Source organism: Propionibacterium sp. oral taxon 192 str. F0372 (assembly GCF_000413315.1).
Lineage (GTDB): Bacteria > Actinomycetota > Actinomycetes > Propionibacteriales > Propionibacteriaceae > Brooklawnia.
This window is the reverse complement of sequence record NZ_KE340298.1, coordinates 157,288-174,744: the sequence shown is the minus strand read 5'-3', so window position 1 is coordinate 174,744 and position 17,457 is coordinate 157,288. Positions and strand designations below refer to the sequence as shown.

Genomic DNA, 17,457 nt, shown 5'->3' with positions numbered 1-17,457 from the left:
GAGAAGAGAATGACGAGATGGAGCAGGTCGCGCGTCGCTGCGGACGCATCGATCAGGAGTCTTTGTTCGCCGAGGTCGCTGCCATCGCGGCGGCTGATCTGGCAGAGTTGGCACCGCCGGACAGGCTGGTCGAGTTCCTGCAGCACTATTTCCTGCACGACCCCCGGGCTCTGCTGCTATCGCGCCCACCTGCGCAGGTGGCGGCTTCTCTGCAGCGCCATGCATCCCTGGCGATGAACCGGCGGCTTGGTGTCTCACACATGGAGTTGGTCACCCCGGAACTGGCCACCGATGGCTGGGAGGCCGATGGGCACAGCGTGTTGGCCATCGTGACCGACGATAAACCATGGCTGGTCGACACGATTTCTCTGGTGCTTGACCAACTCGGTTGGTCGGTGCGTGACCTGATTCATCCCCAGTTCCGGGTCATTCGCGATGCGCAGGGCAATCTGCTGGACATGGCCCATCACTGGGAGGACAAGCAGACAAATCCGGAATCCTGGGTATGGGTCGAGCTCTACCCACCCCTGGGTGCCTCAGCCGCGGAGGCATCACCAGATCTGTTGACCTCCCTCAAGAGGTCCATGGCAGAACTCGATGCCGCGGTGGGCGACAACGAGGCCATTGAGCAGCGGCTGCTGGCTACCGTGAACGAGATCGCGGTGCTTGACCGGCCCGATGCTTCGACTGCTGCCGCGATGCTGCGGTGGCTGGCCGATGACCGCTTTGTCATGCTCGGCTGCCGGGACTTCGAGATCAGTGGTGGGGCCGACGAGGGAGTATTCACCCCGCTGGCCGGTGGTCTGGGCATCCTGCGCTCCGACGAGCGAGCGCAGCGTGGCTTCAACGCGAATCCGCGTGATGATGTGCTGCTTGTGGTTACCAAGGATTCCCAGCGTTCCTTGGTGCGGCGCAGTCGCTGGCTGGATTACATCGGTGTCCATCTGCAGATCGGCGGGCGCCACGTCGAAAGACGTTTCTTGGGATTGTTCACCGCTCAAGTCTTCACCGAATCGGTGCACCGCATTCCTTTGCTGCACGACAAGGCTGTCCAAGTTGCTGCCGCGATCGGGTATGCTCCCGACTCCTACGGTGGCCGCGCGGTCGATGCGGCGCTCGAGGGCTACCCACGTGATGAATTGTTCTCCTCACGCGTCGAGGACCTGACACCGATTATCTCCCGGGTGGCCAATCTGGGGGAGACCCGCCAGACAGTCTCCTTCATCAGGGAGGGTACGTGGGGGCGGTTCCTGTCGGCGCTGGTCTACATGCCCCGCGAGCGCTATAACACCACCGTGCGTCAACGCGTGGAGGCGCTGGTCTCAGAGGTCACCGGCGCCGAATCCACTCAATGGAATGTACAGATCGCAGAGTCACCGATGGCCAGGCTGCACGTGGTCGCCAAGATGCCTGATGGCCACCTGCTACCGCACGTCGACGTCGGTAAATTGCGCCAGGCGATCAGCGAGGTGTCACGGGGATGGAATGACCGCTTCCTCGAACTCGCTGACCGGCTCGATTCCTCCCAACGCGGGGTTGAGTTCTCCGAACCCTACAAGGAGGCCTACACTCCGTTGCAGGCCGTTGATGACCTGGTGGCACTCAACCAGATCCGGGGCGTCGGCGACATGGCGCAGATCATGTACATCCCTACCCCACCAGAAAATGGCGTGGACTTCCGGCTGAAGATGATGCGGGTCGGCTCCGAGATGGTGTTGTCTCAGGTTATGCCGCACTTGGCCAGTCTCGGGGTCGACGTCATCGACGAACGTCCCCACGATCTCGACCTGCGCGGGGTCAAGGCTCATGTCTACGATTTCGGCCTGCGGCTGCCTGGTGGAGTGGAACGCCTAGAAGGCTGGTCACAGGCCGCCCGCGACCGGTTCACAGACGCGGTGGCCGCCTCATATACCAGGCAGACAATGGCTGACGGCTTCAACCGGTTGGTCACCGAGACTATTCTCAGTTGGCGGCAGGTTGCTGTGCTGCGCGCCATCGCCAGATACCTGCGCCAACTCGGCACTACCTTTTCCATCTCCTATTTCGCAGCCACTCTCACCCGGCACCGGCACATTGCCGTCGACCTCATCAGGTATTTCGAGGCGAAATTTGATCCGCTGGCTGATGAGCCGGGGGATCGCCGGGCTAAATGTGAAGAGATCGCCCAGCGTATCCTCGCTTGGATCGATGAGGTCTCCACCCTCGACGAGGATCGCATCCTGCGTCAGTACCTAGCGGTGATGAAGGCGATGGTACGCACTAACCACTTCACCTCCGAACTCGACGAACGGGCACAGCAGGCAAACCGTGGGGCTCTTGCCTTCAAGATCTGCCCGCGCGAACTCGATTTCCTCAACGGTACTCAGCCGTTGTCCGAGATCTTCGTCTTCGCCCCCGACGTCGAAGGAGTCCACCTGCGTTTCGGGAAGGTGGCCCGAGGCGGGTTGCGCTGGTCGGATCGCGCGGAGGACTATCGTACCGAGGTGATGGGCCTGGTCAAGGCCCAGACGGTCAAGAATTCGGTTATCGTTCCGATGGGAGCGAAAGGAGGCTTCCTGGCCAAGAACCTCGACGGGTTGGACCCGGTGGAAAGAACCGAGGCCGGTAAACGGGCCTACCGACGCTTCGTCACCGCCTTGCTATCGCTTACCGATAACTGGACCAATGGGCAGGTTGTCGGCCCCGAGGACGTGGTGGCCTGGGACGAGCCGGACCCATACCTGGTGGTCGCAGCCGACAAGGGAACCGCCCGGTTCTCTGACATCGCCAATGAGATCTCCTGCGAGCGAGGATTCTGGCTGGGGGATGCCTTCGCATCCGGAGGTTCCCGGGGATTCGACCACAAAGCGATGGGAATCACCGCCCGGGGTGCTTGGGTATCGGTGGAACACCATTTGGCAAGGCTTGGGATCGATCCGCGTGTCCAGGACTTCACCTGTGTGGGTATCGGTGACATGTCTGGTGACGTGTTCGGAAACGGGATGCTACTCAGCGGCCATACCCTGCTCGTGGCGGCATTCAACCACAAGCACATCTTCCTCGATCCGTATCCCGATCCGGTACGCAGTCTCGCCGAGCGCCGCCGCCTCTTCGAGACCCCCGGCTCGAATTGGAGCGACTATGACCCAACCCTGATCTCGGCTGGTGGGGGAGTCTATGACAGGCGGGCCAAGTCGATACCGGTTTCATCCGAAGTCGCCGAGGTGCTTGGCATCGGGAATGGGGCCTGCACTATGCCCCCCAATGATCTGATCCGTGCCATTCTCACTGCCCCGGTGGACCTATTGTGGAACGGCGGCATCGGAACTTGGGTGAAGGCATCTTGGCAGAACCATTCTGCTGCCGGGGATCGGGCAAACGATGCCGTGCGCGTTGACGCGAACCAGATCCGGGCCCGAGTTGTGGGAGAGGGCGGCAACTTGGGATGGACCCAGGCCGCCAGGATCGAATACGCCCGCGCAGGTGGACTCATCAATTCCGATTTCCTCGACAATCTGGCGGGGGTCGCCACCTCAGACCGGGAGGTGAACATCAAGATTCTGCTCGATCGCATCGTGCGCCGCGGGCAACTTGATGTAGATGCCCGCAACGAACTGCTCGCTTCGGTGAGTGAGGAGGTGGCTGAACTCGTCCTGGACATCAGCCGGACTCAGAACCAGGGCCTGGCGGATGCCTGCCATGACGCTCCCGCCCAGATAGCCGTCCACCGGGAGTTGATCACCCGTCTGGAAGCCGATGGGGTGCTGCACCGTGGTGAGGACGACATCCCCAGCGATCAAGAGTTGCAGGCGATGGAGGCGAACGGGGAAGGGCTCGTGTGCCCGGAGCTCGGCATGCTCATGGCCTTGGAGAAGAACCACCTGGCCGAGGAACTGTTGGCTACCGGCCTTCCTGATGATCCCTACTTGGTCCATCGGCTGGTGAGCTACTTCCCTGCAGTGCTCCAACAACGCTTCGCCGATGAGTTGGCCGCGCATCCGCTGGCCCGGGAAATCATCTCAACCGTCGCCGCGAATCGTTTTGTGGACTCTCAAGGGATCGGGGTAGCCAACCAGCTGATGGATGAGACCGGACGTGGATTGCCTGAGGTATTCCGCGCCCAGTTAGCCGCTCGTAATCTGCTTGACGCCGGTTTGTTGGAGATCCGGTTGTCGCGTTCCGATTTACCCAAGGCCGAGCAGGTACGCCTGCGGGTGCAGGTACGCTCAATGGTGCACCAGATTGCCCGGTGGCTGTTGCGCACTCAGCCCAGGATCGACGTGACAGCTATTGTCGATCACCTCAAGCCCGGTCTCATGGCGGCCATCGGGGAATTGCCGGAGGTGCTTCCCGCCCAGCAGGGGACCGAACACCGGGAGCAATTGCAGCACTTGGTAGCGGCCGGTGTCGATGAGCAGGTCGCGGTGAAGCTCGCTTCTGCCTCCTACACCCAACTGGTGTTGCCTATTGTGCACATCGCCGACCGTCTCGGCGCCGACCGGATGGAGGTGGCAGCGGTTTGGCTCGAACTGGAGGGATGAGATGTACGACCTGCACACCCATTCGGTGGTTTCCGATGGAACTGACACCCCCACCGAACTTGCCGAACAGGCTGCCGAGCTGGGGCTGACCGGTTTCGCTCTGTGTGACCACGACATCCTCGACGGTATCACCGAGGCCCGGAATGCGGGTGAGCGGCTGGGAGTACGGGTGATCGCGGGCATTGAGCTGTCCGCGAAATATGCCGGGGTTGATATCCACGTGTTGGGCTACGGTATAAATCCGACCCCGGAACTGGACAAGGTGCTCGCTGGTTTGCGTCGTGGGCGGCTGGACCGGATCCCCCGGATGATTCAGCAGATGGACGAATTAGGGGTACCCCTCACCTTGGAGGAGGTCATGGCCCAGGTCAGTGGCGGCTCGGTGGGCCGCCCGCACGTCGCTGATGCCCTGGTTGCCAAGGGGATTGTTGCTCACCGCGACGAAGCCTTCGCTCGCTGGCTGGCCGCTGGCCGTCCTGCCTATGTGCCCAAACCGACGGTGGACCTCGTACAGGGGATCGATCTGCTGCACCAGGCTGGGGCAGCCGTGGTGATTGCTCACCCCCGTATCCGTGGGGCCGCCAAGGTGCTCACCGACGAGGTGCTGGCCGACCTGGTCACCGAGCATGGTCTTGATGGCATTGAGGCCGGCCATCCGATGCACGATGCTGCCACTCGTGCTCAGCTGTACGCTCTGGCCGAGTTGCTGGGGGTCATTGCGACCGGTTCCAGCGACTGCCACGGGACGGGCAAGATCGGGCATGAATTGGGATCGGTCACCACCCCGGATGGGGTCACCGGGGAATTGCTCAGGATCATCTCAGCACGTGGCGGTGCCGTCTGAGTCCGGCTGCCCGGCAGCTACGGCTAAACTTGGCCGCGGTCGTCGCCCGGCGACCGGGAGCCAAGGAGAACAGATGTCCGACCCCGAGGTACTTAGCGCCAATGCCGAGGGAACCCTACGCGCCAGCCAGGCCCGCAGCGATGCCATCGAAAAGGACCTCATCGTCAATCCGGGACGTTACCGGATGCTCACCGGTGACCGGCCTACCGGCAAGCTGCACATCGGTCACTACTTCGGGTCGCTGGCCAACCGGGTTCGGCTACAGAATCTGGGCCTGGACACATGGGTGCTCATCGCGGACTATCAGGTCATCTATGACCGCGACGGGGTAGGAGAGATCAGGGATAATGTGCTGTCCGAGGTGGCCGATTATTTGGCCAGTGGTATTGATCCAGCCCAGTCGACGATCTTCGCTCATTCCCAGATCCCGGCCCTCAATCAGCTGCTACTTCCCTTCTTGTCGCTGGTCACCGATTCCGAGTTGCGTCGCAATCCGACGGTCAAGGACGAACTCGCCAATTCCGGTCGGCCGATGTCTGGGTTGATGCTCACCTTCCCGGTGCACCAGGCGGCTGACATCTTGTTCTGCAAGGCGAATTTGGTGCCCGTTGGCAAGGACCAACTGCCCCATATCGAGGTCGCCAGGCTCATCGCGCGTCGTTTCGACGAGCGTTACGGGCGGGCTGATGCGACCACGCCGGTCTTTCCGCAGGCTGATGCCCTGCTATCGGCTGCTCCGCATATCCTTGGATTGGACGGCACGAAGATGTCGAAATCACGGCAGAATGTCATCGAGATTGGCATGAGTGCCGATGAGACCGCCAAGCTGGTCAAGAAGGCGAAAACCGATTCCGAGCGACATATCACTTATGACCCCGTCAGTCGGCCGGAGGTGTCCAATCTGGTGATGCTCGTTTCTTTGGTCACTGGACGAAACCCGCAGGATATTGCGGAGGAGATCGGCGATGGTGGGTCCGGGACTCTCAAGAAGATGGTCACAGAATCCCTCAATGAGTACTTCGCGCCCATCCGGGCGCGTCGTGCTGATCTGCTGGCTTCTCCCGATCACTTGTGGCAGGTCCTGCGTGACGGTTGCGAGAAGGCCAATGAGGTCGCTGATCAGACCTTGCTTGAGGTTCGCGCTGCCATGCAGATGGAGTATTGGGGCCATGATCATCATTGATCATTGAGTGCATGAAGAATGGTGGATGAAAATGGAAGTGAGCGGATTACCTGCGCCCACAATTTGAGGTGCTCCCAGATTCCCGGGCGGTCATGATCCATCTCACGGTGCATTGACTGCACGAGTGTTCTGTTCCTCTATGGGCCGGATGGCCAGGACTGCGTTGATCCTGCTGACATTCTGTCGCGTTAATTTTCTGGTGACATCGGTCACCTTGGATGCCTCGATCCAATTCATGGCGGTTGTTATGGTTGTTCCCTTTTACCGAACCCGACGCACGCTCGCGGAAAAGCCGTCTGGCTAGGATATTGATCGAAACCAGAATCGCCGGTTAGTGCATGAAAAGAAGCAACAGTGCCGCCGAGACCTCGGCATATCTGGCATGTTTGAGGTAGGCAGACCGGGTAATTCTCGGAGGAACTGCGAAAAGACTAGGACTGAACCATGGTCTAGAAAGCCTAGTATAATTCCATAGTATCACCGAGGATAAAGCGGCCGGGCAACCTTCTAGCTGTACCGAGTCTCATTCGCTCTCCGAAACCTGTGACGGGTCCCCGCCACCTCTGACAACCTTGCCGTTGCGGCGTCGGATTCGTTTGCGCTTGGGACGATCTGAATGTTTCTTCTCGTTCTTGAACTCGTTTGCATTTTCGGGGCGGGAACCGCCATGCCCGTGGTCGCGTCGGTGACGAGATCCGGAGCGGTGTTCTCTCCGGCCCTCCCTGAGCTTCGCATCAACGATGCGTCCCTTGGTGCCCTCGGGAATCCGCAGATCTTCGAGAAGCTGGGGAGTGGTTGAATAGGATTCTGCCGGCTCGTGGAATGGCAGGTCCAGAGCCTTGTTAATCACCTTCCAGCGGGTGACGTCGGCCCAGTCGACCAAGGTCACCGCCACACCCTTGTTGCCGGCCCGGCCAGTGCGCCCGATGCGGTGTACGTACTGCTGCGGATCATCAGGTACCTCGAAATTCACCACATGGGTGACGTCGTCGACGTCAAGGCCACGGGCGGCTACGTCGGTGGCTACCAGTACCCTGGTTCGTCCGTCACGGAACTTCTTGAGGGTACGCTCACGCTGCTGCTGGTTGAGATCACCATGGATCGACCCGGCGTCGAAACCACGGTCGGTGAGCTCATCGGCCAGCCTTTGGGCAGCCCGCTTGGTGCGGGCGAAGATCATCATCTTGCCAACACCCTCGGCTTGGAGCATCTTGCCGATGATCTCGGGCTTGTCCAAGTCATGTGCCTGGTAGACGAACTGAGTGGTGTCTGGGACGGTGGCTTGGGCATCCTGTCCCTCGGCACGGATGTGTACCGGCTGATTCAGATGCCCGCGAGCCAAGGCGACAATCTGGGCGGGCATTGTTGCCGAGAAGAATAGGGTCTGTCGCGAGGTGGGAGTCTTGGAGATCAACTTCTCCACATCAGGCAGGAAACCCAGGTTGAGCATCTCGTCGGCCTCGTCCAGTACGACGGTCGCGACGCGGGACAAGTCAAGGCAACGGCGCTGCACCAGGTCGAGGAGCCGCCCGGGAGTACCGACGACGACATCCACACCCTTGTCTAGGGAGGCCAACTGGTCATCGTAGGAGACCCCGCCGTAGATCGTCACGATCCGGGCGCTCAGCATGGTGGAGGCGATCTCGAGATCCGAGCCGACCTGGAGAGCCAGTTCCCGGGTGGGGGCCATGATCAACGCTTGCGGTTTGCCATAACCGTCGAAACTGCTGAAATTCTTGGAGGTAGGCAACACTAGGCGTTGCAGCACGGCAACGCCGAAGGCCAAGGTCTTGCCAGTGCCCGTGCGCGCTTGGCCGATCATGTCGGCCCCGCTCACCGCGATCGGGATGGCCAACTCCTGGATAGGAAACGGATGGGTGATTCCGGCGGCCTCCAGTGCCTGGGTGATCGGGGCGATCACGCCGAGTCCGGTGAAGTCCTGGATGCTCGCGGTGTTGTCGGATCGTGTCATGTCTGCTCTCGGATCGTCATGTGGGCCAGCGCGATTCGCGCCGCGTATGCGGTTTTCCCACCGCTGCACAGGGCACACCACATGTGTTGTGTCCCGGACATCCTAGCCGCAGCTGCTGAGTTGACCCAGTTGGCGTGGTACCCGGCGAGGCGCATCCAGGGCGGATAATCTGATCAGGTGAGTGAGGAACGACGCCCTGCCGACGACACCGCCTTGGCCATGATGGCTCATCTCGACCTAACGATGGCGGAGATCGGTTTCGCCCCGACCTTTGAGGCAATCGGGTTGGGGGAGCGGGTCGATGTCTCTAGGTTGGTGGCTGGTCTGTTGCTGAGGGTTTCCCAGCTGTGTGACGGTTTCGCCGGAGGGCAGGCTTGCGCGGTGGCAGAGATGGAAACCCTGCGCATCCCGATCGACGAGTTCTGGGCGATGACCCGACCCAAGGATCGCGTCGAGCAACGGCTGCGCATTCTTGTGGCTGCAGCCTTGGAACTGGAACTCGTGGAACGGATGGCTCCTCGTCTCGACGCATCCACAGTGGAGGCAGCGTCCGACACCACCTCGGCATGGCGGATTGTCGATCTGTCGTCGCGCGCAGTCGTCCAAGAACTGAAGACCAACCCCGATCGACGTGACAGCCTTTCGCTCTACGCGCGCCGGGTTATCGGTGAGGCCGCCGTGCTGGTGCAGGGGATCGTCGTACGACGCGAGGGAATGCGCTTGGCGTTGACCGGCGGGCTGGACCCGGAGCTTCAGGTGAGCACTGTCGTTGTGGATGGTTTGCTGGCCGCAGTGGCCACTCGGGTCGGTGCCTTGGGACTGTCAGTCTGATCCGCCGCTGAACCCGAAACCAACGGTTCGGGGATGCTTGGTGGCAAGTTCCAAGTAGGCGATCTGTGCTGCGGGCAACAGGATGCGGCGTCCTTTCGTGGCGTTGATCACCACTATGCCTCCCTCGGTGCATAAGGCATCGCGCAGGGAGCCTTCGATCTCCTCGGCCGATTCCTCGGTCTCAACATTCAGTTCTCGTCCGATGTGGCGGACGCCAATCTTGATTTCCACCCGACCTAAGCTACCCGACGCGGGAAGAGTGGACCGGCTGGTACACGGGTGGTGCCGATCTGCCGGGCACCTGGTTCCTGTGTCTCTAACGGCAAAAGGGCCGCGGCCAGACGGTCGCAGCCCTCCTGCTTGATTGTGTCCGGTCAGCCGATCACACGAACCCCATCAGCCTGCTGGCCTTTGGGACCCTGGGTGATGGTGAACTCCACCTGCTGCCCCTCGTCGAGGGAACGAAAACCAGTGGAATCGATCGCGCTGTAGTGGACGAAGATGTCTTCATTCGAGCCGGTCACGGCAATGAAGCCGAAGCCCTTCTCCGCGTTGAACCATTTGACGGTGCCTTGCGCCATCAACTTCTCCTATTGCAAATGTGTTGGGGAAGCAGTCGCCACCCCAGCCATTCCAGCCCTTAGGGTTGGAGCAAGAACGCGGCGCGACGGCAGGAAGAGCCGCTGCCCGGCCTTGCATGGCACCCTCTTACTTTGGCACAGCGATGGGCGAGCAACGGCATCGAGATCGAGTTTTGTCAGTGGCTGGTGCTTTGATGATGGCATGAACCGGCCGATGACCAGCGCAAGGTCCTCCCTGCTTGATGCGGTGGTGGATGCCGTCGTCGGTGGGTCGCCGCTGACGCTGGTGGTCGGTGGGCCGGGCACTGGTAAAACGATCTGTCTGCGTCGTGCGGTGGTGGGTGCGGTGCGGGCGGGTACCCCACTGGAACGTATCGTCGTGCTGACCGCATCCCGTGTCGCTGCCCAGGACATGCGCCGGGCCATCATTGCCGAACTCGGCACCTCTCATTTGGCGACGACGATCACCACCGTCCATGGCTGGTGTCAGCATCTGCTATCCGACCTTGTCAATCCAGAAAATATGCCCCGGCTGCTTACCGCCCCTGAGCAGGATGCTCAGCTGCGCGAACTGCTGTCGGCCACTGTCGATGAACTGTGGCCGTCATGCTTGCGGGGCGCACTGGGAACCGATGGTTTCGTCGCTCAGCTGCGGGTCTTCTTGGCCCGGGTACGCCAGTTAGGCATGGATCCCGAGGAACTGGCCGACCTTGGCCGTACCAATGGGGTGGATGAATGGGTGTCGGCCGCAGGTTTCCTGGCTGATTATCTGGATGTTCTCGACGCAGAACAGGCCATCGACTACGCAGAACTGGTGCACCGTACGCGCTTGGAGCTCACCGACCCCGCTCAGAGGGGTCGGTTGGGTCAGCGGTACGACCTTGTGGTGGTCGACGAACTCGCCGAGATGGACCCCTCGATGATCAATGTGATTGCAGATGCCCATCGATCTGGGCTACGGGTCTTGGCTGCTGCCGATCCTGACACTGCAGTTTTCGACTTCCGCGGTACCGATCCAGCCGCGGTAACCTCATTCGCCACTCGCTTCGAGACCCCCGGTGAATCCGTCGAAATCTTCCGCCTGACCGACGATCTTCGATTCACTCCCTCGATTGCTGGCTGTCTGAACGCCGTCGCCACCCGGCTGCCGGTGCGAGGCCCGGTAACCCGGAGCGGGTCTACCCTCATCGGAGATACCGCCGGTGTTTTGGTGCCGTTGTGCACCGACGAATCGGCTGTCCACGAGCAGACCGCACGGAGTCTGCACCTGGCCCATCTCGAAGAAGGTGTCGACTGGTCGCAGATGGCGGTCATCACCCGCTCCGGGCACGCCAATGTGGCGGCCGTCGCCCGGCGGCTCAGCGAAGCCGGGATTCCGGTGCAAGTGGGTGGTGATGAACTGGCCCTCATCAATGAGCCTGCGGTACGGCACATTATCGCTGTGCTGCAAGCCGGGGTAGGGCTCGCTGAGGGTGACGGGATTGAGCCAACGATCGCCGAGTCGTTGCTGTTGGGCCCGATAGGGGGCTTAGATGCGGTGCAGCTCAGGAAGTTGTGCAGCGAACTACGGGTGAGCGCAGCAACCGAGGGACTCGGACATCTTCCTGGCAAAATGTTGTTGGCCAGGGAACTCGCACGAGGCGCCATGGAAGGCAGCGAACGCCTGGGCCGAATTGACACTATGGCCTCGATCCTGTCCCGGTTGCGTTCCGATATTGATGCAGAAACGGATGTGGCCACCCTCATGTGGCGGGTGTGGTCCGCCACCGATTGGAAGGATGATCTGCGGCGCCGGGCGATGGCCTCGGGTCCAGATGCCGTGCGTGCCAGCCAAGATCTGGACGCGGTTATCGCTCTATTCGATCTCGCCCAGAAGCAACCCGATCTGCAAGGTCTTTCCGGGGTTCACCGGCTTGTGATGGCCCTCGGATCACAGCAGATAGCTGCGGACACCGCACGTGAGAACGACCCTCGGCGTCTTGGCGTGCAGGTGATGACCGTTCACCGGGCCAAGGGCCTTGAGTTCGAAATGGTCGTTGTCCTGGGAGCCCAGGAAGGGCAGTGGCCGATGACCTCTCCGCCAGCCGGGCTGCTGCGCATCGACGACCTGATGACTGCCCGAGACGGCAACGAATTGATTACCGACCAGGTCGCTATCATGCAGACGCATCTGGCCAGAGAACGCCGATCCTTTCTGCTGGCCATATCCCGAGCCCGCCGACGACTCATCATCCCTGTCGTCGCTGCAGGAGCCGAGACCGGTGGCCCATCCAGATTTGTCCTGGACCTGCCGGTGGAACCCACGCCAGTGCACCCCATCAGTACCCCGGCGGATCTCGATGGGTTGGTGGCCCAGCTGCGCAGGGCACTGGTCGATGAATCATCGCCCGTTCTGGGAGCCGCAGCGGGTCACCAACTCGCTTGGTTAGCCGCTTGCACCGATGCCAAAGGAAACCAACTGGTGCCCGGGGCCGATCCGCGCACTTGGTGGGACGTTCGGGAGAGCACCGACAACCCGGTACCGATTGTCGCTGACGACGACCCGGTTACTCTCACTCCCAGCGCGGTGGGTCGCCTGCTGCGCTGCCCCCGGGCATGGTTCTGCGACCGCAGAGCAGGCGGCGCCATGGCCGGAACTGCGGCCATCAATTTCGGCAACACAGCACACCGGCTCGTAGAACGCTCGGCGCTCAGCCATACCTCGGCCGAGACCTTGCTGCAGGAGGAACCTCACTGGCTGGAGAACTTGGTCGATGGCCCACCATGGCGGCGCGATGCGGAAGCGAAGGCCTTACGTGATGCCATGACTCGTTACGACGTGTGGGCCGCCATGCCAGAACATTCCCGGGTGATCGGTGTCGAGATTCCATTCAACTTCACCACCATCGTCGGCGCCGAATGGGTGCGGATTACCGGGACGGTCGACAGGCTCGAGGCCGATGAGAACGGGGCCCTGCGGGTCGTTGACTTCAAGACCGGACGCAGTGCCCCCACGCAGGCTGATGTCGATGCCATGGATCAGCTGGGTATCTATCAATTCGCCGTGGCGCAGGGGGCCTTCGAACAACAAGCACCATCCCAGCGCACCAGCGCTGGGGCCGAGATCGTTCATCTGCGGTTGCCTCGCGGCGATGGCCCGCTCACTAGGCGTCAAGAACCGCTAGCGGAAGAGGAAACCTGGGTCGTTGAGCACCTAGGAGAAGCAGCCCGGATTCTGCGCACCGAGAACTTCGAGGCCCGGGCCAATTCTGGCTGCGGCAACTGCGTCCACCGCATCGGCTGCCCATTGTGGACGGAGTCACGATGATCACCACCATCGGCGAACTTTGCGATTTGCTGGACATCCGGTTCAGCGACGAACAACTTGAAGCGATCACCGCCCCGCTCGCCCCTGGAGTGATCATTGCGGGGGCAGGCACGGGGAAGACCACTGTCATGGCCGCCCGGGTTGCCTGGCTCGTCGGAACCGGGCAGGTGCACCCGGCACAGGTGCTCGGCCTCACCTTTACTCGCAAGGCGGCTGGGGAACTCGCTAACCGGGTATTTGTTGCGCTCACCAGGGCTGGAATCGACACGGATGCCCAGTTTTGCGTGCAGACCTACGACTCCTTCGCCACAGCTATGGTCAGCGAGCACGGGTTGCGCATCGGTGTGGAACCCGATCAGCGGATGATCACCGGCGCCACTAGATTCCGGTTGGGGGCGAGAGTCCTGGAGACGACCGAGCGCCCTTTGGATGTGCTGTCCCGGCTGCAACCGGCGAGCATCGTCCAACGGATGCTCAACCTCGACTCACAACTCGGCTCTCATCTGGTTACTCCGCACCAAGTGCGTGAAGTCGACCGCAGTTTTGACCTGACACTCCAGGAGGTTCCGCTGTGGCGGGGCAAACCGACGAAGGTTGTCACCGATGCACGGGCTACGCTCGTTGAACGCGCTGAACTGCTCGAGCTGGTGGATGAGTACCGTAACCTCAAGAAGCGCCTGCACCTGACTGAATTCGCCGACCAGATGGTCGACGCCGCCCGGTTGGCGGAATCTTTCCCACAGATTTCCGTCCAAATGCGCGATAGATACCGTGTGGTCTTGCTCGATGAATACCAAGACACCTCCGCGGCCCAAGCCCAATTGCTTACCGACCTGTTTTCCGGTCCCGGCCCACAGCAGGGCAGGGGACACCCGGTCACCGCGGTTGGCGACCCCTTCCAGGCCATCTATGGATGGCGTGGGGCTGCACCGTCGAACATCCTTGAGTTCCCGACAGCTTTCCCCAACAGCGATGGAAGCCCGGCTATCGTCCAATCACTGACCATAAACCGACGTAGTCGAGGGCTGGTTCTTGATGCCGCCAACCAGGTCTCCGTGCCGTTGCTCACCGATCCTGGGTTGAGTGGCAGGGTGGGCGATCGGGAACTGCGCAGCCCCGATGGGAACCGCGACGGGACGATCCGCCTTGCCTCCTTCGATACCTGGGACGAGGAAGTGAACTGGATCGCTGACCGGGTACTCACCGCCCACGATGCTGATGGTGTGGCATGGTCCGGCATCGCTGTCTTGTCGCGTACCAATTCCCCGATGGGCAAGATCTGCGCGGCCCTCGACGACCGCGAGATTCCCTATGAGATCGTTGGACTCGGGGGGCTGCTGGAGGTGGAGGAGATCGCCCAGGTCGTCTCCACCCTGATGCTGCTGAATGACGTTACCGCGAATCCGGAGGTCGTCCGATTACTCAGCGGGCGCAGGTGGAAAATCTCGCCGCGGGACCTGGCGGTGTTGGGTGCTCGTGCCCGGGATATCGCACGTTCAGCTCACTGCGAAGCCAAACGGGTCGATCGGCTTGACAATGGCGTGATCGAGCAGGTGGGGCAGCCCGGCACTGCAGAGGCAGGGAAAAAACCGGCAGAGGCTGCGGACATGCTGCCGACCGCTGAGGATATCCCGTGCTTGCTTGAAGCGGTTGCCGACCCCGGGCGGGCACCGCTGAGCCAGGCGGCTCGAGCTCGGATCGCTGACTTCGCCCACGAGATGGCCGTCCTGCGTCGCCATCGCGATGAACCTGTGACAGAACTCGTGTCCCGGATCATGCGGGTTAGTGGGGTGCGGTTGGAGCTCCTGTCCACTCCGGGCGCCCATGCGGTTTCCGTGACCCGGCAAATCGATGCCTTCATCAATGCCGTAGCTGGTTACGTGGACATCGACGGGGGCGGCTCGCTGAGCGGATTGGTGGCTTGGCTCAATGCTGAGCGGGACTGGGCGGAAGGTCTGGAACAACCCGTCGATGCCTCCTCCGAGACGGTGAAGGTGATGAGCGTACACCGTGCCAAGGGTCTGGAATGGGATGTCGTATTGTTGCCCGGGCTGGCTGACGGCGTGTTTCCCGCGACGCGTCCGCCGGAGAACTGGACCAAGGACCCTGCGATCATCCCCGCAGAACTACGTGGCGACGCCGCATGGATCCCCCAACTGGAAGGTGAGCTGAGTTCCAAGCAACTGAAAACCGAGTATCCGCAGGTGCTGGCCGCCAAAGCACGCGAGGCAGAGGATCGGCTCGCCTATGTGGCGCTTACCAGAGCACGCCAGGAACTCGTGTTGACCCACCACCACTGGATTACGGGCCGAAGTACTCGGCGCAACGCTTCGGCCTACTTCGATGCTCTGCTTCGGGCGGCGAACAGCACAGATCCCCACTTATGGTGCGCCCCGGATGGAACGGTCACCCGGACCACCGGCCAAATCATTGTCGAGAGGATCGCCGAACCATCCGCGGACAACCCGATGGATGCCCTTCTCCCGACCGCAGCATGGCCCGTCGTGATGGACGAAACACGCCGTACCCGCATGCAAAGATCCTTGTCACTGCTCATTGAAGGGCAGATCGATTCCACCGATCCCGACATCAACGAACAAGTCTCCCTGTGGCAACACCTGGCCAACCAGCTCGTTGAAGATCGTCTGACGGGCTGGGAAACCACCGGCATCGAAGTGCCTCGTTCACTCGCTGCATCGGCTGTGCTGCTGGGAAACCGGGATCCGGCAGAACTTCGCAACCAATTGGTCCGCCCCATGCCACGCCTGCTCTCCAATGCGGCCACGGTGGGAACTCTGTTCCACGCTTGGCTAGAGAAACGCTTTGGTCGCAGCGTTCTGCTGGACCTCGACTTTGAGGAACCCGAGGAGCAAGACCCTCCTGGTCCTGCCGATATGGCGTTGCGACGTCTCCAAGAGAGCTTCGAGACCGGACCTTATGCCGAGATGGTTCCCGAGGAGATCGAGAAACCTTTCATCCTGTCGGTCGCCGGTCAGCAGATCCGTGGCCGGATTGATGCCGTCTTCGCTACCTCGGAAGAGACCGAGCACGACTACCGGGTTGTTGACTGGAAGACCTCCGAGGCGCGTTCCGATCCACTTCAGCTGTCCATCTATCGACTGGCTTGGGCCCAAGCGAAGGGAATCGATCCCGCCAGGGTGGATGCCGTCTTCCACCATGTGCGATCCCACCGCGATGAACGTCCCAGAAATTTGCTGGATGTCGAGCAGCTGGCATCCTTGTTGGCCACGATGCGGGCCAAAGTCTCTGGGGTAACTAGCGTGGAGACATGACTGGCACGCCGTTCGTCAACATGCACCCCTGGGACCAAGTCCCGTTGCTTGACCGCGATGGGGCACACCGTGACCCTGAATCGATCGCTGCGGCTTGGGGAGATGAAAGATCCCGGGTGCTGTTGGTTGATCGTTCCTCGCGATTCGGGATTGCTCCGTTCGGGATTCCCACCCAGGGTGAATACGACGAGCACACCGCTTATTTGGGGCGTGTCGATGGCACGTGCTGGTTTGCACGCAGGGTCGATGAGCTGCCCACCGGTCGCATGATTCGAGACGAACCCCCGGATGCCGCCAATACACAGCTGGTAATGGCGGCCCTTGCGGTCTTGGCCTGGCATGAGTCGATGACTCACTGCCCGGTCTGTGGCGGGACGGTTCGGCTGGCCTCCGGTGGATTCTCCGCACTTTGCCGGGAGTGCAACAGGGAACATTTCCCGCGTACCGATCCCGCCGTGATCGTCGGGGTTCTTGACGATGACGACCGGCTCTTCCTGGCTCACCAAACCAGTTGGGCCCAGTGGCGTGCCTCGGTGCTGGCAGGTTTCGTCGAGGCCGGGGAATCAGCCGAGAATGCTCTTCACCGGGAGGTCAGTGAGGAGGCAGGGGTGCGTCTCAGCGCGGTGCGTTACCTGGGGTCCCAGCCGTGGCCCTTCCCCAGATCGCTGATGCTTGCCTTCGTTGCCCGCGGCTACGGCGGCCATGAGGTGGATCACGCAGAACTTCAGTGGGGTGGCTGGTTCACCCGTGAAGAAGTCGAGGCCCGAACCGCCGAAGGCACCCTCGTCCTGCCCGGCATCGGCTCGGTGGCTGCCCGGATCATCGATGCTTGGCGCATCGGCCGACTCCCAGTACCGGAGGAGAACTACTGGGCCGATATCGATGCTGAACTTGTTGTCCGCACCGGTGAGAGGTTTTGAGTGGTC

At 61.6% G+C, this 17,457-nt stretch carries 10 protein-coding genes; 7 read left to right on the top strand and 3 right to left on the bottom strand.

Annotated features, from left to right (window positions below; genetic code table 11):
- The first annotated feature begins 17 nt into the window (after nucleotides 1-17).
- The 3 genes from HMPREF1531_RS12040 to trpS all read left to right on the top strand — a co-directional run bounded on the left by HMPREF1531_RS12040 (nucleotide 18) and on the right by trpS (nucleotide 6,547).
- On the top strand, nucleotides 18-4,520 hold the full coding sequence (locus HMPREF1531_RS12040) for an NAD-glutamate dehydrogenase (RefSeq protein ID WP_016670238.1): 4,503 nt from the start codon (nucleotides 18-20) through the stop codon (nucleotides 4,518-4,520).
- Nucleotide 4,521: 1 nt separating this feature from the next.
- Nucleotides 4,522-5,364: a PHP domain-containing protein gene (locus HMPREF1531_RS12035; RefSeq protein WP_016670237.1), complete on the top strand. Its 843-nt coding sequence runs from the start codon at nucleotides 4,522-4,524 to the stop codon at nucleotides 5,362-5,364.
- Between the two features lie 73 nt (nucleotides 5,365-5,437).
- Nucleotides 5,438-6,547: a tryptophan--tRNA ligase gene (trpS, locus tag HMPREF1531_RS12030; RefSeq protein ID WP_016670236.1), complete on the top strand. Its 1,110-nt coding sequence runs from the start codon at nucleotides 5,438-5,440 to the stop codon at nucleotides 6,545-6,547.
- Nucleotides 6,548-7,070: 523 nt separating this feature from the next.
- Here trpS and HMPREF1531_RS12025 read toward each other — a convergent pair.
- Nucleotides 7,071-8,519, bottom strand: a complete 1,449-nt coding sequence (locus HMPREF1531_RS12025; RefSeq protein WP_016670235.1) for a DEAD/DEAH box helicase — start codon at nucleotides 8,517-8,519, stop codon at nucleotides 7,071-7,073.
- Between the two features lie 177 nt (nucleotides 8,520-8,696).
- Between HMPREF1531_RS12025 and HMPREF1531_RS12020 the strand changes: the two genes are divergently transcribed.
- Nucleotides 8,697-9,350 carry a ferritin-like fold-containing protein gene (locus HMPREF1531_RS12020; RefSeq protein ID WP_016670233.1) on the top strand — a complete coding sequence of 218 codons (654 nt, stop codon included), beginning with the start codon at nucleotides 8,697-8,699 and terminating at the stop codon, nucleotides 9,348-9,350.
- Here the strand turns inward: HMPREF1531_RS12020 and HMPREF1531_RS12015 are convergent.
- Both HMPREF1531_RS12015 and HMPREF1531_RS12010 read right to left on the bottom strand, forming a co-directional pair.
- Nucleotides 9,342-9,581 (bottom strand): DUF3107 domain-containing protein, encoded by a 240-nt coding sequence (locus tag HMPREF1531_RS12015; protein WP_016670232.1) that lies wholly within the window; start codon nucleotides 9,579-9,581, stop codon nucleotides 9,342-9,344. The two genes, HMPREF1531_RS12020 and HMPREF1531_RS12015, sit on opposite strands and share 9 nt — an antisense overlap.
- Before the next feature lie 143 nt (nucleotides 9,582-9,724).
- Nucleotides 9,725-9,931 carry a cold-shock protein gene (locus tag HMPREF1531_RS12010; RefSeq protein ID WP_016670231.1) on the bottom strand — a complete coding sequence of 69 codons (207 nt, stop codon included), beginning with the start codon at nucleotides 9,929-9,931 and terminating at the stop codon, nucleotides 9,725-9,727.
- Between the two features lie 214 nt (nucleotides 9,932-10,145).
- Between HMPREF1531_RS12010 and HMPREF1531_RS12005 the strand changes: the two genes are divergently transcribed.
- From HMPREF1531_RS12005 to nudC, 3 genes are read left to right on the top strand one after another with little or no spacing between them, the layout of a single operon-like run.
- Nucleotides 10,146-13,238 (top strand): ATP-dependent DNA helicase, encoded by a 3,093-nt coding sequence (locus tag HMPREF1531_RS12005; protein WP_016670230.1) that lies wholly within the window; start codon nucleotides 10,146-10,148, stop codon nucleotides 13,236-13,238.
- Nucleotides 13,235-16,531, top strand: a complete 3,297-nt coding sequence (locus HMPREF1531_RS12000; protein ID WP_016670229.1) for an ATP-dependent DNA helicase — start codon at nucleotides 13,235-13,237, stop codon at nucleotides 16,529-16,531. Before HMPREF1531_RS12005 ends, HMPREF1531_RS12000 begins: the two co-directional genes overlap by 4 nt.
- Complete coding sequence (nudC, locus tag HMPREF1531_RS11995) at nucleotides 16,528-17,451, top strand: NAD(+) diphosphatase (protein WP_016670228.1); 924 nt, start codon at nucleotides 16,528-16,530, stop codon at nucleotides 17,449-17,451. The genes HMPREF1531_RS12000 and nudC overlap by 4 nt, the downstream gene beginning before the upstream one ends.
- Nucleotides 17,452-17,457 lie beyond the last annotated feature (6 nt).